The organism is Ruegeria sp. BG9, from assembly GCF_056538305.1.
Window position 1 is genome coordinate 15,864 of sequence record NZ_JBQFSY010000003.1, and the last position, 22,112, is coordinate 37,975.

Here is a 22,112-nt window from a genome sequence, read left to right on the forward strand (position 1 = left end):
GGTTGCCAGGCATTACAAATGCGAGGAGGAACTGCCATGGGAAAGATTGTACAGGCCGCGAAGATAACGCATGTGCCAAGCATCTGGATGTCCCACACGATGCCGAAATACAAAGGCATCCGCCAACCTGCCATCGATGGCTATGCGCGCCTTCGTCAGGATGCGATCGACCGCAAGGTCGATACGTTTGTCATTTTTGACACCCACTGGATCACCAATCAGGGGTTCCACCTGAACACGAAAGAGCACCACAAGGGCCGGTTCATTAGTCATGAACTGCCGCACATGCTGGCGGATATGGAGTTCGACTATCGCGGCGATCACGAGCTTGGGGAAACCATCCTTGATGTTCTGCGCGAACGTGGCGAACGGGCCCTTGGGCATTCGCACCCCGATATGGGTATGGAGTACGGCACCCTGCTTCCGATGCACTTCATCAACGAAGGCGTGAATGCGCGGGTTTTGCCCGTGGCAGTCAACCAATTCTCGTCCATCGCTGAAAATCGGGTCTGGGGTGAAGCCATCGCCGAAGGCATCCGACGCTCGGACCGGAACGTCTCGATCCTGGCTTCTGGGTCGTTGAGCCACGATTTCACCCCCAATGAACGATCGGTCGATGGACTGAATTCGGTAAACGGCGAATTCAATCGCCAGATGGATATGCGCGTGCTGGATCTTTGGGAACAAGGCCGCTTCGAAGAGTTCCTCGAACTTCTGCCCGACTACGCGAAGAAATGCGCGGGCGAGTGCGCCATGAACGATACCGCCTTGCTGTTCGGCGCCCTCGGTTGGGGCAGCTACAAGGGCAAGATCGACATCTACACCCCGTATTTCGGTAGCTCCGGGACCGGGCAGGCAAATGTCAGCTTCTCGGTCTAAAACCGGAAACACAGGGAAATTCGAATGACTGAACTGCGTCTTAACGATCCAAGCCTGCTTGCCGAAAGGGCGCGGGTGGGGTCCAGATGGGTTGATGCTTCAGACGGTGAGCGCGCGATTGACGTGATAAATCCGGCGACGGGTGAGGTGATCGGGCGTGTGCCCAATCTGGGTGCTGCCGAGACGGTCGAGGCGATTGCCGATGCGCAGCGCGCGCAGAAAGACTGGGCCAAACGTACCGCGAAAGAGCGCAGCCAAATCTTACGTCGCTGGTATGATCTGATGATGGAAAACCAGGATGATCTGGGTGCCATTCTGACCGCTGAACAGGGTAAGCCTTTGGCCGAGGCCAAGGGCGAGATCGCCTATGGCGCCAGCTTCATCGAGTGGTTCGCGGAAGAGGCCCGCCGGGCCTACGGCGATGTCACACCCGGCCATGCGCCGGACAAGCGGATCATTACTGTCAAGCAACCCATCGGCGTTGTGGCCGCGATAACGCCGTGGAACTTTCCCAACGCCATGATCACCCGGAAGGCTGGACCGGCCTTTGCGGCGGGTTGTTCGATGGTGTTGAAACCTGCTAGCCAGACGCCGTTCTCGGCCATCGCACTTGCCGTTCTCGCCGAACGAGCGGGACTGCCCGCTGGTTTGTTCTCGGTCATTACCGGTTCGGCGCGGGAGATAGGTGGCGAGATGACCTCAAGCCCGATCGTGCAAAAGCTGACCTTCACCGGTTCGACTGAGATCGGAGCGATGCTTTATGCGCAATGCGCGCCAACGATCAAGAAGCTAGGGTTGGAGTTGGGTGGCAATGCGCCGTTCATTGTGTTCGACGATGCCGATCTGGATGCCGCCGTCGAAGGCGCTGTGATCGCGAAATTCCGCAACAATGGACAGACCTGCGTATGTGCAAACCGCATCTATGTGCAAGCCAGGGTCTACGACGACTTTGCTGAAATGCTAGCTGAAAAATTAGCGACCCTGCCAACCGGCAATGGCTTTGATGAAGGTATCATCTTTGGCCCGCTGATCGATCAGGCTGCCGTGGACAAGGTCGTCGAACATATCGGTGACGCGACTTCGAAGGGGGCTAAGATCGCTCTAGGGGGTAAACCCCACACACTCGGTGGCACCTTCTTTGAACCCACCATCCTGACCGATGTGACCTCGGATATGGCGGTGGCGACCGAAGAAACCTTTGGCCCTGTCGCTCCCTTGTTCAAATTCGAAACCGAAAGCGAGGTTGTCGCCGCTTCCAATGATACCGAATTCGGCTTGGCTTCATATTTCTATTCCCGTGACATGGCGCGTGTCTGGCGCGTATCCGAGGCGTTGGAATACGGGATGGTCGGTGTGAACACCGGTCTGATCTCAACGGCAGAAGCTCCGTTCGGCGGCGTCAAAATGTCGGGTCTTGGACGCGAGGGATCTCGATATGGCCTCGATGATTTCATGGAGTTGAAGTACATCTGCATGGGCGGAATTTCCCCTTCTGAGGAGGCTTAATGTATGAATTGGGACGAATTTTCTCATTGGGGGCAGCAGATCTCCAATTGGGCTTCTGACTACCACAAGACGTTGGCGGACCGGCCTGTTCGGGCGCAGACCGCGTCGGGGGAAATTGCCGCACAGCTTGAGGTCTCACCTCCGGAATCTGGTGAGCCGATGGAGGCCATCATGGCCGATTTCGAACGTATCGTGATGCCCGGGATCACCCATTGGCAGCACCCTCGGTTCTTTGCGTATTTCCCGGCGAATGCTGCCCCGCCTTCAATGTTGGCGGAGATGCTGGTGACCACCATCGCCGCGCAATGCATGCTATGGCAAACCGCACCCGCGGCGACTGAGGTCGAAGGCGTTATGGTGGACTGGCTGCGACAAGCGCTAGGTCTGCCGGATGGTATGACCGGCGTCATTCAGGACAGCGCGTCTTCGGCGACTTTGTCTGCGGTTCTGACGATGCGCGAACGCGCCACTGGGTACACAGGCAATCGCCAGGGGCTGAACACCAAAGGGGCGCTGCGGATCTACTGCTCAGACCAGGTGCATTCCTCGATTGACCGTGCTTGTTGGGTTGCTGGAATCGGCCAGGATAACTTGGTCAAGCTGCCGACACAGGGACCGACCTACGCGATTGACGCCGTCGCGCTTGAGGCCGCTATCCGCGATGACATCGAAGCCGGTTATGTGCCAGCCGGGATCATTGCGATCACCGGCGGCACGGGCGTTGGGGCCTGTGATGATCTGGAAGTTGTGGCTGACATCGGGCAGAAATACGACCTTTATACCCATCTCGACGCGGCTTGGGCCGGATCGGCCATGATTTGCCCGGAGTTCCGCGAGGCCCTTTGGGACGGGGCTGATCGCTATGACAGCATTGTTTTCAACCCACATAAATGGCTGGGCGCTCAGTTCGATTGCGCCATCCAGTTTCTGCGTGACGCCACACCGCAGCTCAACACGCTTAAGATCGAACCCGAATACCTCAAGACAACCGGTGCAGAGGTGACGAATTATTCGGAATGGACTATCCCGTTGGGACGTCGGTTCCGTGCGCTGAAGATTTGGTTCTTGTTGCGCTCTTACGGGTTGGACGGTCTGCGTACACGAATCCGAAATCACGTGGTTTGGGCCAATCAAGTGGCCGAGAAGATTGGCGCGATGGAGGGGTTCGAGATCACGACCGGGCCGATACTCAGCCTGTTTTCCTTCCGCTGCCCGGGTGACGATGCGATGCAGCAGCGTCTGGTTGATGCGCTGAATGATGACGGCCGAATTTATCTGACCCAAGGCATGTTTGATGGTCGCAAGATCATTCGTTTTCAGGTCGGACAATTCGATACAACACGCGACGATGTACTGATGGCAGCAGACGTTATTCGTGAGGTTTGGGAGACACTTAAATGAAATTCGCAACCTTCTCTGCCGATGGGCAGACTTACTTTGGTGCGATCGCGGATGTCGGCGCAATTGCGTTGAATGATGCTTTCCCAGATCATGCGAGCCTTTATGAGGTAATCGCTGCTGGAGCGTTTGATCAACTGGCAGCAGCCGCCAATAGTAGGGACGTGACCCACACGGATTTCACCTACGAGATGGTGATGCCCGATGTCCGCCGCATCCTGTGCGTCGGCGTTAACTTCCCGGACCGCAACGCCGAATACAAAGACGGCAGCGCACAGCCAAAATACATGTCGCTGTTCCCACGTTTCGCAAGCGGCTTCACCGGCCACAACCGCCCTCTGATCCGTCCGCCGGAAAACCACACGCTGGACTACGAAGGCGAAGTGGCGATTATCATCGGCAAGACTGGGCGTCGGATTTCGCAGGAGGACGCCTACGACCACATCGCAGCCCTGACGCTGTGCAACGAAGGTACGATCCGCGATTGGGTGCGCCACGCCAAGTTCAATGTCACTCAAGGCAAGAACTGGGATAACACGGGTGCCATCGGCCCGTGGCTGGTGCCGTTCACCAACGCCGCGCAACTGGATGATGCCCGTATTCAGACCCATGTGAACGGCGAGCTGCGCCAAGATGATACCCTGAACCGCATGATGTTCCCGATCCGGCGCGAGATCGAATACATCTCGACCTTCATGACCCTGCAGCCGGGCGACATCATCGTCACCGGCACGCCAACCGGTGCAGGGGCGCGGTTTGATCCTCCGAAATACCTGGCTCCGGGTGATGTTGTTGAGGTGTCTGTCGAGGGCATCGGCATGCTGCGCAACACAGTTGAGGACGAACAGCAATGACGCCCGAAGATCATGCCCACGCAGCTGCTGATCTGCTGAGGGCTGAACGGACTGGAGAGCAGATTGGCCTGCTAACCCTGCGCCACCCCGAGATGGGCATGGACGACGCCTATGAGGTGCAGAACGCCATCTATCGCCAGAAACTGGCCGAGGGGCGCAAGGTGATTGGCTGGAAGATCGGTTTGACCTCGAAGGCGATGCAATATGCGCTGAACATCGACATCCCTGACAGTGGCATCCTGTTTGACGACATGGCCTTTGAACACGGTGGAACGGTTCAGGAGGGTCGTTTCATCCAGCCGCGCATCGAAGCCGAGATCGCCTTTGTGATGAAGTCTGCCGTTGGAGGCGAGAACGTCACCCGCGAGGACATCATCGCTGCCACGGATTATGTAGCGCCTTCCATTGAAATTCTCGACACGCGTATTCAACGCGTGGATCCCGAGTCCGGCAAAGCTCGCACAGTATTCGACACGATCAGCGACAATGCCGCCAATGCAGGTATCGTGCTGGGCGCGGAACGGCACGCCGTGGATGCTTTTGATCTCCGCTGGGTCGGTGCGCTGACCTTCCGCAATGGTGAAATCGAAGAAACCGGCCTAGGCGCGGGCGTTCTGAACGATCCGGTCGAAAGCGTTGTCTGGCTGGCCCGCCGCATGGCGCAATACGGACAATACATCGAACCCGGTCAAATCATCCTGTCCGGCAGCTTTATCCGCCCGGTCGAGTGCCCGACTGGGACTGAAATCCATGCCGATTTCGGGCCATTTGGCTCGGTCGATATCAATTTCGCCTGAAAGGAAAGCCGCATATGCCTGCGCCAAAGAATACGTTCAAAGCCGCTCTCAAGGCGGGGCAGCCGCAGATCGGCTGCTGGATCGGGATGGCCAACGCCTACACGGCCGAGATCGCGGCGACCGCGCAATTCGACTGGCTGCTGGTTGACAGTGAACACGCGCCGAATGATCTGCGCTCGATCCTCGAACAGGTGCAGGTGATCGAAGGATCAGGTAGCACTCCGGTCGCGCGCCTGCCGATAGGCGAAACCTGGATGATCAAGCAGTATCTGGACGCAGGCGTGCAGAACCTTCTGGTGCCGATGGTCGAAAGCGGGGATCACGCGCGTGAGCTGGTTCGGGCAGTGCAATACCCACCGTATGGCGTGCGGGGCGTGGGATCGGCACTGGCGCGGGCCTCGCGGTTTTCAGCCATCCCGGACTACCTGAAAACGGCGGACGAACAGATTTGCCTGCTGGTGCAGGTGGAAAACAAAAAGGGTCTGGTGGCGCTGGACGATATTCTGACAACCGATGTGGATGGGGTGTTCATCGGCCCATCCGATCTGGCCGCCGATATGGGGCATATCGGAAATGCCGGTCACCCCGATGTGGTTGCGGCCGTTTTGGACGCGCTGGCCCGCATCGTGGCGGCGGGTAAGGCGGCGGGTATCCTGACCCTTGATCCGGCAATGCAACGCAAATGCCTGGATCTAGGGGCCACATTCATGGCCACCAATATTGACGTGACTCTATTTGCAACTGCAATGCGTAACGCCGCCGAAATCGGGCTGGGCCTGCTGCCGGATCAGACCGCCTCAGGCGTTGCGGAAACCGCTGCGGCCAGCAAATATCTGCAGCAACTGTGTAAACACTGGTCGCACAAGGCCGAGGTGTTTTTTGACGAAAAGAAGGGAAGCGTGGCCTTTGCGGATGGCGACAGCGTGACCCTTGAAGCGAATGACGACAGGCTGACGATTAACGCTGCGACCGGGCCGCGCGGGGACTTGGAGCAGTGGAAAGGCGTGATCGAAGCCCACCTGGTGCGTTTTGCCTTTCGGGAAGAGCTCCGTATCCAATGGTCTGAGTAAGAGCGCCAAAAAAATGCCAGAACCTATCTATGCCATTGGTGACATCCACGGTCAGTTGCACATGCTAGAAGACGCGCTGGCCCGCATCGAAAAGGACGGCGGGCATGATGCGCAAGTCGTCTTTATCGGTGACTATACGGATCGCGGCGCCCACAGCCGGGAGGTTCTGGACCTTTTGGTGAAAGGACAGTCCGAAGGCAGAAACTGGACATTCCTGCGCGGCAACCACGATCAGATGTGCGCAATGTTCCTTGAGGACTACCCGCGAAACGACGCGCGTCTACTGGTCGGGTATCATTGGCTGCATCCTCGGATAGGCGGCGTTGAGACGCTAAACTCCTATGGCGTTAAGGTCAGCGAAGGGGATCGAATATATCAGGTCCATGCTCAGGCCAAAGCCGCCGTGCCGCAGGCCCATATCGATTTTCTGGCAGGTCTGTTGCCCTACTACCTGCGCAACAACGTGCTGTTCGTCCATGCAGGCATACAGCCCGGCATCCCCTTGCATCGTCAGGACCCCGACGACCTGATCTGGATCCGAGACGAGTTTCTGGACTGTCCGGACCCTCACCCGTGGCTGGTTGTTCACGGCCACACCCACGTCGCCAACCCTGAACACCATGGAAACCGTGTGAACATCGATACCGGGGCGGGATATGGCAAACCTCTGACGGTTGCGGTTTTCGAAGGATCGAAGTGTTGGCTGTTGCACGACGAGGGGCGCAAGCCCCTGACTTACATTGGCTCCCTATAGGTTTCGGTAAACCAGAAGGTCTTGTCACAAGAACTTTGCTTGAGCGGAGCAGGGCGGTTGCATAGCATTTAGGAATGACTAAACCTGCCTCCTTCAAGTACTTCTAAACCAGCCCCGAGATCATCCGCTTGGCGGTGATGCTGTACATCAGGTTTCCACTCTCGCTTCGCAATGTCGAAGATCTACTTCATGAGCGAGGCATTGATGTGAGCCACTAAACTGTCCGAGAAAGGCGGAACAGGTTCGGTCCGATGTTTGCGTGAGAGATCCGAAGAAAACGGGTTCAGCAACTCCGAGCTTTTTCAAAATGGAGGTGGCACGTGGACGAGGTTTTCGTGAAGGTGAATTGCAAACGCCTCTATCTCTGGCGTGCCGTCGATCACGAAGGTGAAGTGCTGGAAGCCGTTGTCACCAAACGCCGGAACAAAGCTGCAGCACTGAAATTCCTCAAGAAATTGATAAAGCCACACGAAAAAGCGGAAAACGTTGTCACGGATCGCTTCGCATCGTACCGTGCCGCTCTCCTAGATCTTGGTGCTTCAGAAAAACAGCAGACGGGTAGGTGGTTTAATAACCGCGTTGAGAATTTGCACCTGCGGTTTCGCCAGCGCGAACGCGCCATTCAGCGTATCAGGCGCGTGTGAAGTCCGCAGAAATTCGCCTCCATTCACTCCTCCGTTTACAACCACTTCAGCCGGGAAAGATCGCCCGCCAGCAGAGATACCTTCAGGCTGACGCGTACCGCCGCTGTCGCAGAGAGGCGCGAAATTGGCGCTGCAAAGAGGGCAGTTCTTCCGGCCTGGCTGAGATTGGTTCGAATTTGTCTAACAGCATCGCCACTCACGCCCGCTTCACATCAGTTGTCTTCACTGGTCTGGAATTGTGATTCGATTCCAGCGAGTTGGCGATTGCGTTGTCAGTCAGAGACGGGGCAAACTGCAATCTCTGAGCGTCATGCGTCGAAGTTCCAGATGTCGCGCTGAACCTTCCAGCCGTCGTTGCCTTTTCGAAAGTAAAGAACGTACTTCCCAGCAAGTTCTTGCCCGCCCATTGAACCTGTGAGCGTCCCCATCGTAACTGCAAAATCGCCACTGACATGAGCTGCTGTCGGATTGGCCAAAACGTTCTCCAAGCCCCCGTCAATTGCCGCCTGCCAATACTCTCGAATGGCAGCATGGCCAGACATTGTGGGAGCACCAGGTGGCATTAGGGCTCCATCCTCGGCGTAAGCCGCTGTCGCCATACCCGCGTCTTTAGCATTTATTCCTTCAAAGATGGAAGCGTCGAGCGCCTTTACACTTTCAACATCCGACATTTTCTCCTCCTAAGTTTACCCGGTGGTGTTGTCAGACTATCACAATAGCCTGTCTCGATGTTCACCTTCGTATGTGCGTGAAAAATACTTAAGTTTGGGAAAGCCAATTGTCGCTGCTTGGGCCGTCTTGACGCTTTAGGTAAGGCATTTGATGGATGGTAGCTGAATCCGCAAAGCAGACATTCATCGCAGATACAGCGAAGGTCCACTTTGAGCCAAAGCTGAACTTCTATTCCGCTTCCAACGATCAAACCTGTTGTACCTTATAACGCACCAGCGCGAGACGATGTATCCATATACCCTAAGACTGCGGAGTGGTCATGCCAGGATGCTTACCGATACGGAGTTACGTCAATCTTTGTCGCTGGGTTCAAATCATCGTTCGGGTCCGTCAAGACGCCTTCTGGAAAGGACACTGAGATAGGCCTATCTGTCGTGTCCATGCAAAGCATATGATTGTTGTCCCCGTCACCTAGGTTGGCGAGCGCGAGCGGCTTCACTTCACGACGGGTCCCATCGGGTGCCTCGACGGTGATAGTATAAAGATCGCGTTCTGCCTCACCTGGTTCGCTGCCATCCTTCAGCGTCACACCCCCTTCCCACGTTACACGGATCGCCTGAACGACGCCTTCCGTCGGGCAGAGGCTACCCCTTACGCGACGCGGGCCCAAAGTGCCGACAAGTGTCCAGTCCTCAACAACTTCGGCCAAAACAATCGATGGTCCATCTTCTAGTGTTATCACCGACGCACTCACTCCCTGAAAATCAAGCGTGCCGTCGATCGACTGCAAATGCCCGACAACGTCAACCCTAACCGGTGGGTCGCTTTCGGCGGGTCCCAATTGCCCTATCAAAAGAACCGTGCGCAACTCACCTGGGTCTGTAGCTGGGAGAACGGACGCGCAGTGCATCTTCCCTGACGCGCCTGACCGAGTTGTGACTTTAAAATCCCCGGCCTGCATAGTCGCGATGTCTATCTCAGTAGAAAAGATCACTGGCATTCCGGTGTTGCCCTCAGACCCCCTGCAAATCACATTTGAGACGCGTGGAAGTGCGTCAAGCCCGTGGAAGGCCGAGAGGAGTTTGGCGGATTGTCCGTTCGCTTCTCTAGGCAGGCCAGCATCTGGCGTCGTATCAATGAGGTCGCGATTGGATATGTTGTCAGTCCACGACCCCGGTCCATACATAGTGAACCAAACAACTCCGGCGCTGATTGCCACCGTCACACCTAGCAAGCCGGCGATGATGGTCCGCTTCGAAATGCCCTTGATCACACAAGTTACCTCTGCAAGTTGTGGGTCGAGGATTCAATTCTTACCGTAAGCTTCATGTCCAAAGAAGAAGAGTCTGGTAAGAAACCACAAGCGTAGCGAAGCAAGCTCAATGGGTAGCGAGAATTTACTCGTCTAAGCTTCAGTTGGGCAGAACCATCGTCAATAGCGTCGACCGTATCTACACAACTGAACGGCCTGAAAATGGCAGCTTCGTCCGCGCTATTGATTTTCAATACAAGCCCGGCGCAGGGCAGGTTCGTGCCACCGAACGAAGTTGCCGAGTGGATTAACTATCCAGCCAAATTGGCAAACTGTTGAAACAGCAAGTCTTCGGGCGTGAACTTACCTTTTTGGATCATGTTGACCAGTTCAATCCCACTAAAAGCCTATGCGGCAAGGGTAATTGACTGGAGACCCAACGTCGGTTTTCTATTTTTCAGAGACAAGAGCAAACAGCCAAACCCAGGGATCAAACACCTTTCCCTCCATTTTTGGTTCACTCATCCGCCTGTATCAAGTCACTAGCCTTTTCTCCGATCATGATGGCTGGCGCATTGGTGTTGCCACTGACGATTTCCGGCATGATCGAGCAGTCGGCCACACGCAGGTCGGCTATACCGTGCACTTTTAGTTTTGCATCTACGACCGATGCTTCTGTGCTTCCCATCGCGCAAGTTCCGGTTGGATGATAAATGGATGCGGTGTTTGATCTTACCCAGTCCAACGTGCCTTCGTAGTCGTCGCAACTCAGCTGAGCCGTTGGCCGAAATTCCTCTGAAATCTTTGAGGCCAAAGGATTATGCTTGGCTATACTGCGCGCGATGTTCACTCCGTCAACAATGGTTCGACAATCCGTTTCGGTGGACAGATAGTTCGGTATTATTTTGACATATTTAGATGGATCCGGGCCGTTCAAGCGTAGCTCGCCCCGGCTTTCAGGGCGCAGTTGGCAGACCGACATGGTAAAGGCTGAGAACGGATGAACACCCTCGCCAGGGCTGTCGGCGGACCAGGGCTGAACGTGAAACTGGATATCGGGGGTTTCTACATCCTCGCGGGTTTTCATGAACCCGGTGGCAAGGCTGGCGGCCATTGTCATAGGGCCTGCACGAAATAGTGCGTATTTCAGGGCGATGCGCGCCTGATTGAACAAGCTCCTGACTTCATCATTCAGTGTCGGCTCATTGCATTTGAACACGAGCCGGGCCTGCAAGTGGTCCTGCAATCCTTTGCCAACACCGGGCAGGGCGTGCAGGGGTTCGATACCGTTTTCCTTAAGGTGGTCTGGGTCTCCGACCCCTGAAAGCATCAGGATCTGCGGCGAGTTTATCGCTCCGCCGGACAGAATGATTTCACGCCGGACGGTCAGGGATTTTTCTGCGCCAGAGCGATCCCGGTACACCAGTCCGGTTGCTTTTTTTCCCTCCAGAACCACGCGCGTAACGAGTGCATTTGTAATGATGTTTAGGTTTTGTCGATCCCGGATGGGTTTCAGGTAGGCAACGGCAGCGCTGCACCGGCGGCCATTGCGGGTGGTTAGTTGGAAATACCCCACCCCCTCTTGTTCCGCGCCGTTGTAATCGGGGTTGAACGGATAGCCCGCCGCCTGCGCTGCGGCCACCCACGCGTCACAGATCGGGCGTTGAATACGCATGTTGGATACGGACAAGGGCCCACCAACGCCATGGAACTCGTCTTCACCTCGCTCCTGGTCTTCGCAGCGCTTGAAAAGGGGTAGGACATCGTCCCAGCCCCAGCCCTCATTGCCCATTTGCCGCCAGCGATCATAGTCCTCTTTCTGCCCACGCACGTAGAGCAAACCGTTCAATGAGGATGACCCGCCCAGTACCTTGCCGCGTGGCCAGTCGATGGATCGACCATTCAGACCAGGATCAGGTTCGGTGCGATAACACCAATCGACCGATGGGTTGTGCATGGTTTTGAAGTAGCCAACGGGGATGTGAATCCATGGGTTTGTATCGCGGCCACCTGCCTCAAGTAGCGCAACGGTCGTGTTAGGATTAGCGCTCAGCCGGTTGGCAATGACGCAGCCCGAAGACCCGGCGCCCACAACCGCATAATCCACTTCCATGACTGCCTCCTCCTCACGCCGTCGAAAAAACTCTATGCAAGATGTAAGAAATATACTAGCCTTTTTTGATACAAAACGTCTCAATAATTGCGATCAGGGAGGTAAGCAATGGAGATCGGTAAGAAACTAAGTGGTATTTCGCGGCGGGATTTCTTCCGTGTGGCTGGCCGTTACGGTATGAGTTCGACTCTGCTGGCAGCCGGCGGGTTTGGTGGAGCGATGAGCTTGGCCAACCTGGCGCAAGCGGCTGAATCCACGTATGAAAAGCGGTTCTCAAAAGAGCCCAAGCACACGCTGAAGTTTGGCGCTTCAGGCTTCAACACTCGCAACCTTCTGATCGAACGCGCCGGGGCTATCGAGTTCGCGCGTGATCTGGAAGAACGCACAGATGGTGAGATTCGGATCGAGTTCATCGGCGACAATCAGATCTGCGGACAACTTAGCTGTGTTGAAAAAACGCAGCAGGGAATCGTCGATATCTACGCTGCTTCAACCCAGAACTCGGCTGGTGGCGCGCCTTATCTGAACGTGCTGGACTACGCCTATATGTTCCCAAGCCGTGCGGCGCAGTACCATTTCTTCTACAGCCCCGCGAGCCAGCGCATTCTCCGCGACCCCCTGGAGAAACGGCATGGGCTGAAGTTCCTGTTTACCCATTGCGAACTGCGCGGCCTGCAAATGGGCTCGACCTTTGCGGACAAGCCCACAGTAACCAAACTGGAAGAGCTGTTCGGCACCAAGAACCGCGTGACCGGCACGCAGTTGGGCCGCATTGCAATGCAGTTGTTGAACCTGAACCCGGTTCCGGTGGCCTGGGAAGAGACACTGGACGCTCTGAAAACAGGTCTGATTGACGGGGCTGAAACTTGGGCCTCCGCCGTGGCTTACGCAAATATGGCGCCGGTGGTTTCGCAGTCGGTAAACCTGAAGTTCTTCTGCGGCACCGAGCACACCTCGATGTCGGCCAAGGTCTTCGACAGCCTCGGCGGCGAGCTGCAGGACGCAGTGATGGAATCTTCCTACTTCACTCAGGCGTTGATCCAAGGTGCGAATGAGGCTGCATTGTTGAACACTGTTGGCTTCTCGGAGCCGCAGCTTCCCAACACGATCTTTGCCGAAAACGGTGTCCGCCCGGCCTTCCTGCCGGACGATCAGATCAAACTGGCCGAAGAGATGTGCGCTCCGAACTATAACCCTGAGCCTTGGGCGCAGTGGCGTGAACGCCTGAATAAATGGGCTGGCGGCATCGATACGTATCAGGAAATCTACGACATCGCGCGTGAAATTCCGGCCGATACCCTGCCGGAAAACGTCGAGCCGCGCCGTTGGTGGATGGGCCAAGCCTGATAAGCTGATGTGAACCGGCCCCAAAACGGGCCGGTTCCAAAAAACACACCGACTGGGAGGACGGGGTAAATGTCGTTATGGGCAGACATAGGCGCGATCTTCAGCGCCTTTCTCAGCCAGGATTCGTTCGAGATTCAATCCGCTCTGGAATCTGACGCTGCTTGGGTTCTGGGTGCAGTTGCCTCCGCACTTGGCGGATTTCTGGTCATGCTAATCTATCGAAAGGTGCCCTTTATAGAACGCCATCTTGAACGATCGGTGATGGTTTATTCCTATCTTGCCATTGCACTGATCATCTTCTGGGGCGTGATCGACCGCTTCGTTTTTAACGATCAAGAGCCTTGGTCAACGACCATTCCACCCCTGCTTTTTATGGTTATGGCGTGGTTCGGGGCGTCTTACAACGTACGCCTTCGCACGCATCTGAGTTTCAGTGAATTCCGCACCGCGATGCCGAGGGCAGGGCAACTTACTTGCCTGATCCTTGATGCGGTTCTGTGGTTTATCTTTGCGGTGATTGTCATTGTCACCACAACCCGACTGGTCGCTCTGTCTGCGTCAAATTTTCAGATCGTATTGGGGACCGATAACGTCATGCAGTGGTGGTTCCTTCTGGCTGCTCCTCTGTCTTTCTTCTTGATGGTCGGGCGCGTGTTTCAAAACCTTGCGGACGATCTGCACAATTGGAAAACAGGCGAGCCGCTAATCAAGCAGGCCGTGATCGGAGCAGACTAATGACAGATGGAACCATGGTCACACTGATCTCGCTTGGGGTCACTTTTCTATTCATGCTGGGCGTACCGGTTCTGCTGGTCATCGGCTACTGGGTTATTGGTTGTTCGTTTGTCCTTGGCTTGACGCTCGACAATATGGGCGCCGAGTTGCTGAACGTCTTCAACAAAGGTTTCGCCTTGCTGGCGATGCCGCTGTTCATTCTGACAGGAGACTTGATCAACAAATCCGGCATCGCGCGGCGGCTCAGCGATTTCGCCTATGCCTGTCTGGGTTGGATACGCGGCGGGCTGGCGATGGCCTCTCTGGGGGCATGCGGGTTGTTCGCCGCGATCTCGGGCTCGAACTCGGCCACGACCGCCACCATCGGGTCCATGTTGCACCCAGAGATGGTCAAGGGCGGCTATGATGAGCGGTTCAGCGCAGCCACTGCGGCGGCGGGGGGCACGGTGGGGATCATCATTCCGCCGTCGATTATTTTCATCGTCTATGGGTTCCTGATGAACCTGCCGATCTCGGAGCTGTTCGTCGCGGGCATCCTGCCCGGTGCGTTGATGGTCTTTGGTATGCAGTTTGCCTGCTGGATCATCTGCCGAATGAACGGCTGGGGCCACTTGATCCCGCTGCAACTGAACCGGGTGCTGAAAACCGCGTTCGGCGCATGGCTGGGTTTCTTCGCCATCGGGCTGGTTCTGTGGGGCATCTACACAGGTAAGTTCTCACCCACCGAAGCGGCGGGTGTGACCGTTGGTTTCTGTGTGATCGCCGGGTTGGTCAGCTATCCGATCAACCGGATCATGGGCGCACGGAACGATATTCCGCCGACCGAAAAAAGCTACGCCGAGATGTTCGTGGTCGAAGGCTTTACGATCCCCGAGATCCCCTCAATTGTGATCCGGTCAGCCCAGATCACAGGTATCCTTGCCCCGCTTATCGCAATTTCAGTGGTGATGCAGCAAATCCTGTCGCTGCTGGGGGCGCAAGAAACCATTGGGAACTTTGTAACCTCAATGGGCGGCTACCACGCGGTTCTATTTACCTCGATGGTGATCGTCTTCTTTTCCGGTATGGTGCTGGAAAGCTTGCCGGTGACGATCATCCTTGCGCCAATCCTCGCGCCGATCGCGGCCTCGGTTGGGATAGATCCGATCCATTTCTCGGTGATCTTCCTGGTGGGCGCGTCTATCGGCTTTATCACTCCGCCCTACGGTTTGAACCTCTATGTGGCATCAGGCGTGACGGGTGTACCCTACTTCCGTCTCTTGCGATACACGGTGCCTTATCTGGTGGCTTTGCTGTCCGTATGGATATTGGTGTCGCTTGTGCCCGATCTGGCCTTGATCCTGCTGCCAAATAACTAGAATGTTGCGGGATGGCCGAGACGGAAACACAAGACAAAGAAACTCAGATCCCGACCAACCTGCGCCTTCTTCTCATCCTTGAGGAGGTGGCGCGGCGCGGGGTCGCCGTCAAACCATCGGACCTAATCGAGACATTGGGACTGGCCAAGCCCACAATCCACCGTCTGCTGCAAACCGCTGAGGCCGAAGGTTTCCTACAACGAGATCTGGATGGCCGCTCATTTGGTCCTGGGCACCGGCTGAGGTCGCTTTCGGTCAATACAATGTCTTCCGAACACCTGCGCACGGCGCGTTTGGCAATCTTGCGCAGCGTCGCCGAAAACGTGGGTGAGACTTGTAACATAGCCATCCCAGACCGGGAAGGGATGATCTACCTCGACCGGGTTGAAACGAAATGGCCGCTACGCATTCAATTGCCAATCGGTACTCAGGTGCCCTTCCATTGCACTGCTAGCGGCAAAATGTACCTGTCTACCCTGCGTCAGAAGACGTTGGATGGGTTTCTCTCTGCAGGCAATTTACAACCGCGGACCGAACAATCCCTAACGAACCCCAAAGCACTACGCGAAGAAATCCGCGGAATCGCTGAGAACGGTTACTCGACAGATGATGAGGAATTCATGGCTGGAATGACGGCCATCGCTGTGCCTATTCGTGATGGTCAAGGCAGATTAGTAGGCACACTTTCGGTACATGCCCCAACCCAACGCCACGACGTCAACAGCCTGCTGTCCTTTCTGAACATCCTGCAAAAAGGAGCAGGCGAGCTTTCGGAAATGCTAGCTAACTGATTTCTACTCGCGGCTACGGTCAAAGATTTGGTCAAATCAGACAAAATATATTCTTTTCTAGCCGACTCAGGAAATCAGCTACCCGAGCATTATCATCCGCCGCGTCACGGTCATTCGGATCGCACAAAGGGCAGGGCTATCGCTGGCATAAACTACGAGCGTGTTTGACGCTCTCCTGAAAGATCGTGCGATCTCGGGAAGCATTGGTTACATCGAAAGCGGATGTCTCGGCGTTGCTGAATGCCCGCTAACGAATGAAGATAACAAGCTTTCAGAGCTCGGGTCAGGCCTCCATTTATTTGGCACGGCCGACAGGAATAGTTGGTCTAGAAACTCGAAATCGGTCGTTAAAGCACAAAGTGGGAAGGTCGCAAAGTCGGCACGGTGGACATCTGTTTCCGGTAACGAACGACCCATCTAGCCCAAAGTTCCGTTTTCTAGTGCGCAATTTAGAAAGCATTGGGCAAGAAACAATCCTGGTGCCGTAGTTGGCTGAAAGCTCGACAAATGCAGCTTCCAAGCGCCCAAGTTTGCCTATTCTAGAGCACACACTAAGGACATGGAGTTCAGCCAGCTCTTCGACGGATCGGTAATTCTCGCCGTCGCCTTCGGAAAGTTTAAGAAGCGTTTTTTGCTTCGGCTTGTGGAAAGCCCAAATTGCGGCAATTCTTGAGAAAGCGAAGCCTTCCAACATCGTATGGGCAATAAATTCGCCGAATATTCGGTGCCCGTTCTGGTTTGAGCACGATCCCTTCGCGTTCATTGTAGTGGATCGTTTCAAAGTCGACACCGCCTTGCCGGGATGCTTCCCCAATCGCAAAAGTGCGAGTTTTCCCGTCTTGATCCTGTAGCTACTAAAGAAGCTATGCGAGACAATGTCACTTCGACAACGTCAAAGAAGCCGTCATTGCGTTTGCATTCCGTACTGGTCCAAAGTGATGCTCAGTAAGAGTTGAATGGAGGCCTCGATGAGCGAAGAAACGATAGGATTTGTTGGTGTTGGCTTGATGGGTCAGGGTATGGCCGCAAATCTGCTAAAAGCAGGCTTCACAGTTAGTGTGGTTGCTCATCGAAATCGTGGCCCTGTCGATGACTTGGTCGCTCAGGGTGCGACGGAGGCGGAAAGCCTCGCGGAGCTTGCGGCAGTTTCCTCAGTTATCCATATTTGTGCACCCGGTTCACCTCAGGTCGAGGCAATTGTCGCGGCCATGATGCCAACCATGCAGGCCGGTAGCGTCATTGTGGATTGTTCCACGTCAGACCCGAATTCCACTACGGCACTCGCAAATAAGTTAGCGCAGGCCGGTCACCATATGGCGGACGCGCCGTTGGGCGGGACACCTGTGCAGGCACAGAACGGAGAGCTGGCGACCATGGTCGGCGCTGACCCAGTTGTTTTTGAGCGGTTGGAGCCTGTTATTGCAGCTTGGGCAAAGACCATCGTTCACATAGGCCCATGTGCTGCAGGGCACAAAATGAAGCTTCTGAATAACTTTCTTTCACTGGGATACGCGGCGCTCTATTCAGAAGCGTTGGCATTGTCCGAAAAAGTCGGAATTTCCACCAAGGAATTCGACTCGGTCATTCGTGGCAGCAGGATGGATTGCGGGTTTTATCAAACCTTTATGGGCTACGCGGTTGAAGGCAATCGAGAGTCCCACAAATTCACTCTGTCCAATGCTCTAAAAGATTTGCGTTACCTCGAAGCCATGGCAGATGAAGTGGGGCTGTCCAATCCAATCGGAAACGCCGCAAAGAACAGTTTTGCTATGGCGCTCGCCGCTGGAGGTGATGGGCCGAACGACTATGTTCCTCACCTTGTCGATTTCGTAGCTGCGAGAAACGGCGTATCCAAGGCGTAATTCTGGTCGCGTTGTACGCGCAATTAAGAGTGAAATCTTTAAGATGCAGGAACTTGGATTTCAGGTAGTCCCCGCAATCATGCTGAGGATTAAAACCGAGAAGTTTCTTTGCCTTGGCGTTTTGAATGGAAGGTTTGATCCAGCTTAATTTTCTTATTAAATTCAATTATTTAATAAATCTGCGCGACCAACTCTGATGTTGTTAAACTCACAGAGTGGTTGTCGTTTGATACGTTGAAAACCTGATAACCCAACCCATCGACCGTCTGGCAGCTGTCAACCATTTGGCCAAGATAGCGCGCGTCAATACATGCAAAAATAATCCTGCGGCGTAGAGAGGCATCATGTATAAAGGCTGGCAAGTTCAGTTAGCGTTCATGCGGCTCAATCTCGTTGTTGATCCGCAAGCCACGGATGTCGAACCCGCTTCTTCGTTGGAAACTTTTTGCCGTAGCCCAATTCTCCACTTGGACACAGAATAGCTGTCCTCAAGCACCGTCGGGTGTTTCTCGACGTTTGGAATAGAGGGCAGCATTGCCAGCCTCGCTAAGACTGGTTCGAATTGATCGACAGCACCTTAACTCAGAAGCTGAAACACAGGAACCTTTCCGGTCAGTCCTTTAAATTCTTGATCCCGTAAAAATCGTGTTTTCTTGGATGTTCCTAACGCTTCGACAACCGACGCATCGACTAGTGTTTCGGCAGCTCGCGCGTGTTCACATAGGCGAGCTGCAAGATTTGGCACTTCTCCAATGGCCGCATAGTCAATCCGGCCTTCAAATCCGATACAGCCAATAGTGGTTTCACCCTTGGCGATACCGATCCCGAGACCCAAGCTCGATCCCTCCTTTTGAAAGGGTCCAAGCGCGTTTGCGACCGCATCATGCAGCTCGCTCGCAAAGGTGACAGCCTGGCCTGTAGGATCGCGTGCCCGCAGCGGGGCATTGAACAGAACAACGATGCCGTCGCCCAAGAAATGTTCAAGTGTGCCTTGGTGTCGTTCAATCAGTGGTCCAGCGCAATTGTGAAATACGTTGAGGGCTTCCAATACTACCTGAGGATCAGAGGCTTCCGTAAATGCCGAGAAACCCCTCAGATCTGCAAACAAAACGACGATGTCCGCTCTTCGGTTCTTAAGAATAGCGCTGTCATCACCAACCGAAATAATTTCTTCTGCCACTTGCCTAGGTAAAAAACGGCGCAAACGATTGAACCGCTCAATCTGACCAATCTGTTGATTTACTCGTTTTTCGAGTTCCTTGTTCCAGCTCTGCACTTCGTCATGCAAAGCTTTTGTTCGGAGCATGGAACGTACACGAGCAATGAGCGCAATTGTGTCAACTGGTTTGGTGAGATAGTCATTTGCACCAGCCTCAAGCCCTTGCACCATATCTTCAGTGTTCGAACGAGCTGTTATCAGAACCACCGGAATAAAGGGGAGTATTGGATCCATTCTCAATCTTCGACAGACTTCGAAACCGTCCAGTTTAGGCATCATTACGTCTAGCAAGATCAAGTCGGGCGACAAATCAGTAGCTTTTTCTATAGCGTCTTCGCCATCTATGGCCTCGGCAGTACTATAACCATGCGCGCTAAGTCGCATGGTCAGCAGGTTGCGATTGTCCTGCTGGTCATCGACAATCAAAATGAGTGGTGGGTCTTTCATTTTTTCATTCAGACCTGTCCAACAAAGGTAATGACTTTGGCCAACAGAGCACGCGGACTGTAGGGCTTGGTAACGTAATCATCGCATCCGGCTTCTCGTGCTTTTGTTTCGTCGCCAGACAAAGCAAAGGATGTTACCGCGATGATTGGAATGTTCGCGCCCTTTGGGTGCTGTTTTATCTGGCGGGTAGCATCGTAACCGTCTAATTCTGGCATCTGGATATCCATCAAGATTAGATCGGGCTTTTCAGCAATCGCTCGATCTACGCCTTGCGCTCCGTTTTCGGCCTCCAGCACTTCGAAGCCGTGACTGCCTAGAAGGTCTCGGAGTATGCGTCTGTTGTCAGCCTGGTCTTCTATGACAAGTATTCTTTTCGACATGCTCAGCTCCTCATAGCCTGAACGGGGAGTACAACAGTGAATGTCGAACCGTTGCCAAGGCTGCTGGCGACTTCAATTCGCCCACCGTGCATTTCTGCGATCTTTTGAGAGATAGATAGACCGAGACCAGTACCCCCGGCGGCACGCGTAGACGAGGCGTCAGCCTGTTTGAATTCCAGGAAAACCTCGTCAATTTGCTCTGAGGAAATTCCAACTCCCGTATCAGTTACGGTTACTACAAACCGTTGATCACGACGCGCCAAGTTTATTTCGACGTAACCCTTGTCAGTGAACTTTACCGCATTTCCGACGATGTTAAGTAAGACCTGTCTAATACGACCCGCGTCGCCACGCCCAGTGGGGAGTCCGCCTTCTACTTTGGTGCGGATTTCCAGTCCCTTGCTCGCTGCTATAGGCTCAACCGTGGAAACAACGTCGTTGAGGATCTCAGACATCGAATATGTGTCCAGTGTCAGTTCGAGTGCTCCGGCTTCAATCTTCGAAATATCCAAAACATCGTTGATCAATGACAGTAGCATTTTGCCGTTCACTTGAACCCGATGCAGCGGATCGTCGATTTTTTTGGGCACCGGACCATAAATTCCATCCCGGATCATTTCGGTGTATCCGAGGATCGAATTCATCGGAGTTCGCAATTCATGGCTCATATTGGCAAGAAATTGCGACTTGTGTAGGTTTGCAGTCTCAAGCTCATCGTACAACGTACCCAAACGCTCTGTCATACGATTGGCGCTGCGGGCGAGATCTCCAAGCTCGTCGGTGCTCTTGATATTAGCTCGGGCGGTAAAGTCGCCTTGAGCAACTTTTCTTAGCGTGACCCGGATTTGCTCAATCGTGCGGATCAAAGATTTGCTGAGCAGGAAGCCAAGCAAAATCGCAATAACGACTGCAATCCCAGCTGAAGCAAGCACCATTCGCCACGATTGATCAAACGCGTTTTGGTTAATCAAAGCTTTCGAGCGCATACCATCGCGCAAAAGCAGGTATCGTTTCTCAATCAGATTGTCCAAAGACTTAATTATTGGGACCAGCTGCAACTCGAATATTGATTTGGCAACTACAATCTGCCCAGCTTCATATCGCTCAACGATATCAAGTCCTATTCGTTTTATTTCTCGAGTCTTTCGCGACACATCCGCGATTTCATCGTTGGAAAAAAGGCTAAGATCCGGTTGATCTCTTGTCTCAATGAGATGACCAAGCGACTGAATAACATGCAGCTTAGCTTCAAAGAACCCTGCACTGTCGCCAAGCATGGTGTTGCCTCCAGTTTCTGCAAAAATTGCTGTTCCATTCAACCAGATTTCTTGCAGACTGCTTTCAAACACCTTTAGATTTGATAGCCGTACCTGATCTTGAAGCAACTCAGCAGTTCGAAGGTTCGCTTTGCGCAACTCGGATAGCCCGGTGAACGCCAGTATTAGCATTAGCCCAACAATTCCAAGTAGCGCGACCAGCAACTTGGTTCTAATCTTTATGTGAAACCCGCTGTGCGAATTGGTAGAGGTTGCATTTGCGTTATCTGCGGCTTTCACGAAATCTGAAGTTTCGGCAGTCATGCAATCGCTCCCGACAGTATTGATCGGATACGCAATTGACTAATTATGCATCAGAAATGCCAGATCACAAAACCATTGAAGAAGCACAGGGAATTTGAATAGTTATGCCTATGGGTAATAGCTTTTTGTGAATGGACCTTCCGGCTCGTTGCCGACACTTGCTTCTACCATTGTGAAATCCCGCTGTCGGCAAATTCACCGTACAAAGCTGCGGTGTTTCGATATCAGGTAGGCACTTTGGGAGTGAGGGCGATGGCACTCAAACTGCACCCGAAAGTACCTTCGTCGCAATTCGTCCTCGGTGATGGTTTGGATCGCACTGATGGCTTTGATCTTGTTTGGGCTGATGCGCGATGTAAACTTTTGCAGCGCCTACAATTTCTCGTCTTTCCTGAATTACAATGCGATGTTCATTGCGATCGCGCTGGGCGCGTGTCATGACTTGCGAGAGTGA

General features: G+C 54.2%; 20 protein-coding genes and 1 pseudogene. 14 read left to right on the forward strand and 7 right to left on the reverse strand.

Translation table 11 applies throughout. The annotated features are described in order from the left end of the window. Positions 1-36: 36 nt before the first annotated feature. The 8 genes and pseudogenes from hpaD to ACR0I8_RS05960 all read left to right on the forward strand — a co-directional run. Positions 37-879: a 3,4-dihydroxyphenylacetate 2,3-dioxygenase gene (gene hpaD, locus ACR0I8_RS05925; RefSeq protein WP_170380896.1), complete on the forward strand. Its 843-nt coding sequence runs from the start codon at positions 37-39 to the stop codon at positions 877-879. Between the two features lie 24 nt (positions 880-903). After that, the gene (locus ACR0I8_RS05930; RefSeq protein WP_480702876.1) at positions 904-2,385 is read left to right on the forward strand and encodes an NAD-dependent succinate-semialdehyde dehydrogenase; all 1,482 of its coding nucleotides are present in this window, start codon (positions 904-906) and stop codon (positions 2,383-2,385) included. Between the two features lie 3 nt (positions 2,386-2,388). Beyond that, positions 2,389-3,786: a pyridoxal-dependent decarboxylase gene (locus tag ACR0I8_RS05935; protein WP_170689695.1), complete on the forward strand. Its 1,398-nt coding sequence runs from the start codon at positions 2,389-2,391 to the stop codon at positions 3,784-3,786. Next, positions 3,783-4,637, forward strand: a complete 855-nt coding sequence (locus tag ACR0I8_RS05940; protein ID WP_170689697.1) for a fumarylacetoacetate hydrolase family protein — start codon at positions 3,783-3,785, stop codon at positions 4,635-4,637. Before ACR0I8_RS05935 ends, ACR0I8_RS05940 begins: the two co-directional genes overlap by 4 nt. Beyond that, positions 4,634-5,434: a 2-oxo-hept-4-ene-1,7-dioate hydratase gene (hpaH, locus tag ACR0I8_RS05945; protein ID WP_170689699.1), complete on the forward strand. Its 801-nt coding sequence runs from the start codon at positions 4,634-4,636 to the stop codon at positions 5,432-5,434. Before ACR0I8_RS05940 ends, hpaH begins: the two co-directional genes overlap by 4 nt. A gap of 14 nt (positions 5,435-5,448) precedes the next feature. Continuing rightward, a complete protein-coding gene (locus ACR0I8_RS05950) occupies positions 5,449-6,504 on the forward strand; it encodes an aldolase/citrate lyase family protein (protein ID WP_170689701.1) in 1,056 nt (351 codons plus the stop codon). A 13-nt stretch (positions 6,505-6,517) separates the two neighbouring features. Beyond that, complete coding sequence (locus tag ACR0I8_RS05955; protein ID WP_170380886.1) at positions 6,518-7,258, forward strand: metallophosphoesterase family protein; 741 nt, start codon at positions 6,518-6,520, stop codon at positions 7,256-7,258. A 119-nt stretch (positions 7,259-7,377) separates the two neighbouring features. Beyond that, positions 7,378-8,034: pseudogene (locus ACR0I8_RS05960) on the forward strand (IS6 family transposase); the annotation flags it as partial. Between the two features lie 176 nt (positions 8,035-8,210). Here the strand turns inward: ACR0I8_RS05960 and ACR0I8_RS05965 are convergent. The 3 genes from ACR0I8_RS05965 to ACR0I8_RS05975 all read right to left on the reverse strand — a co-directional run bounded on the left by ACR0I8_RS05965 (position 8,211) and on the right by ACR0I8_RS05975 (position 11,939). Next, the gene (locus ACR0I8_RS05965; protein ID WP_170689702.1) at positions 8,211-8,573 is read right to left on the reverse strand and encodes a nuclear transport factor 2 family protein; all 363 of its coding nucleotides are present in this window, start codon (positions 8,571-8,573) and stop codon (positions 8,211-8,213) included. Between the two features lie 332 nt (positions 8,574-8,905). Beyond that, positions 8,906-9,847, reverse strand: a complete 942-nt coding sequence (locus ACR0I8_RS05970) for a hypothetical protein (protein WP_170689704.1) — start codon at positions 9,845-9,847, stop codon at positions 8,906-8,908. A gap of 496 nt (positions 9,848-10,343) precedes the next feature. Then, positions 10,344-11,939 (reverse strand): GMC family oxidoreductase N-terminal domain-containing protein, encoded by a 1,596-nt coding sequence (locus tag ACR0I8_RS05975; RefSeq protein ID WP_170689705.1) that lies wholly within the window; start codon positions 11,937-11,939, stop codon positions 10,344-10,346. Between the two features lie 108 nt (positions 11,940-12,047). On the opposite strand from ACR0I8_RS05975, the gene ACR0I8_RS05980 reads away from it, so the two are divergent. From ACR0I8_RS05980 to ACR0I8_RS05995, 4 genes are all read left to right on the forward strand, one after another. After that, entirely contained in the window at positions 12,048-13,286 is a 1,239-nt protein-coding gene (locus tag ACR0I8_RS05980; protein ID WP_170380876.1) for a TRAP transporter substrate-binding protein, read from the forward strand. 69 nt (positions 13,287-13,355) lie between these two features. Continuing rightward, complete coding sequence (locus tag ACR0I8_RS05985; RefSeq protein WP_170689707.1) at positions 13,356-14,021, forward strand: TRAP transporter small permease subunit; 666 nt, start codon at positions 13,356-13,358, stop codon at positions 14,019-14,021. Continuing rightward, entirely contained in the window at positions 14,021-15,379 is a 1,359-nt protein-coding gene (locus ACR0I8_RS05990) for a TRAP transporter large permease (protein ID WP_170380872.1), read from the forward strand. The genes ACR0I8_RS05985 and ACR0I8_RS05990 overlap by 1 nt, the downstream gene beginning before the upstream one ends. 11 nt (positions 15,380-15,390) lie before the next feature. Beyond that, complete coding sequence (locus ACR0I8_RS05995) at positions 15,391-16,170, forward strand: IclR family transcriptional regulator (protein WP_170380870.1); 780 nt, start codon at positions 15,391-15,393, stop codon at positions 16,168-16,170. 617 nt (positions 16,171-16,787) lie between these two features. Here ACR0I8_RS05995 and ACR0I8_RS06000 read toward each other — a convergent pair. Then, complete coding sequence (locus ACR0I8_RS06000; RefSeq protein ID WP_480702980.1) at positions 16,788-16,985, reverse strand: MerR family transcriptional regulator; 198 nt, start codon at positions 16,983-16,985, stop codon at positions 16,788-16,790. Between the two features lie 153 nt (positions 16,986-17,138). On the opposite strand from ACR0I8_RS06000, the gene ACR0I8_RS06005 reads away from it, so the two are divergent. Next, the gene (locus tag ACR0I8_RS06005; RefSeq protein ID WP_480527998.1) at positions 17,139-18,032 is read left to right on the forward strand and encodes an NAD(P)-dependent oxidoreductase; all 894 of its coding nucleotides are present in this window, start codon (positions 17,139-17,141) and stop codon (positions 18,030-18,032) included. 577 nt (positions 18,033-18,609) lie between these two features. Here ACR0I8_RS06005 and ACR0I8_RS06010 read toward each other — a convergent pair. Genes ACR0I8_RS06010 through ACR0I8_RS06020 form a run of 3 tightly spaced genes read right to left on the reverse strand, consistent with a single transcriptional unit; the run spans position 18,610 to position 21,658 of the window. Beyond that, positions 18,610-19,698, reverse strand: coding sequence for an adenylate/guanylate cyclase domain-containing protein (locus ACR0I8_RS06010; protein ID WP_480702879.1), 1,089 nt, complete (start codon positions 19,696-19,698; stop codon positions 18,610-18,612). An 8-nt stretch (positions 19,699-19,706) separates the two neighbouring features. Then, complete coding sequence (locus ACR0I8_RS06015) at positions 19,707-20,078, reverse strand: response regulator (protein WP_170689710.1); 372 nt, start codon at positions 20,076-20,078, stop codon at positions 19,707-19,709. Positions 20,079-20,080: 2 nt separating this feature from the next. After that, on the reverse strand, positions 20,081-21,658 hold the full coding sequence (locus tag ACR0I8_RS06020) for a sensor histidine kinase (RefSeq protein WP_170689712.1): 1,578 nt from the start codon (positions 21,656-21,658) through the stop codon (positions 20,081-20,083). Between the two features lie 322 nt (positions 21,659-21,980). On the opposite strand from ACR0I8_RS06020, the gene ACR0I8_RS06025 reads away from it, so the two are divergent. Then, positions 21,981-22,112, forward strand: a complete 132-nt coding sequence (locus ACR0I8_RS06025) for a hypothetical protein (protein WP_480554630.1) — start codon at positions 21,981-21,983, stop codon at positions 22,110-22,112.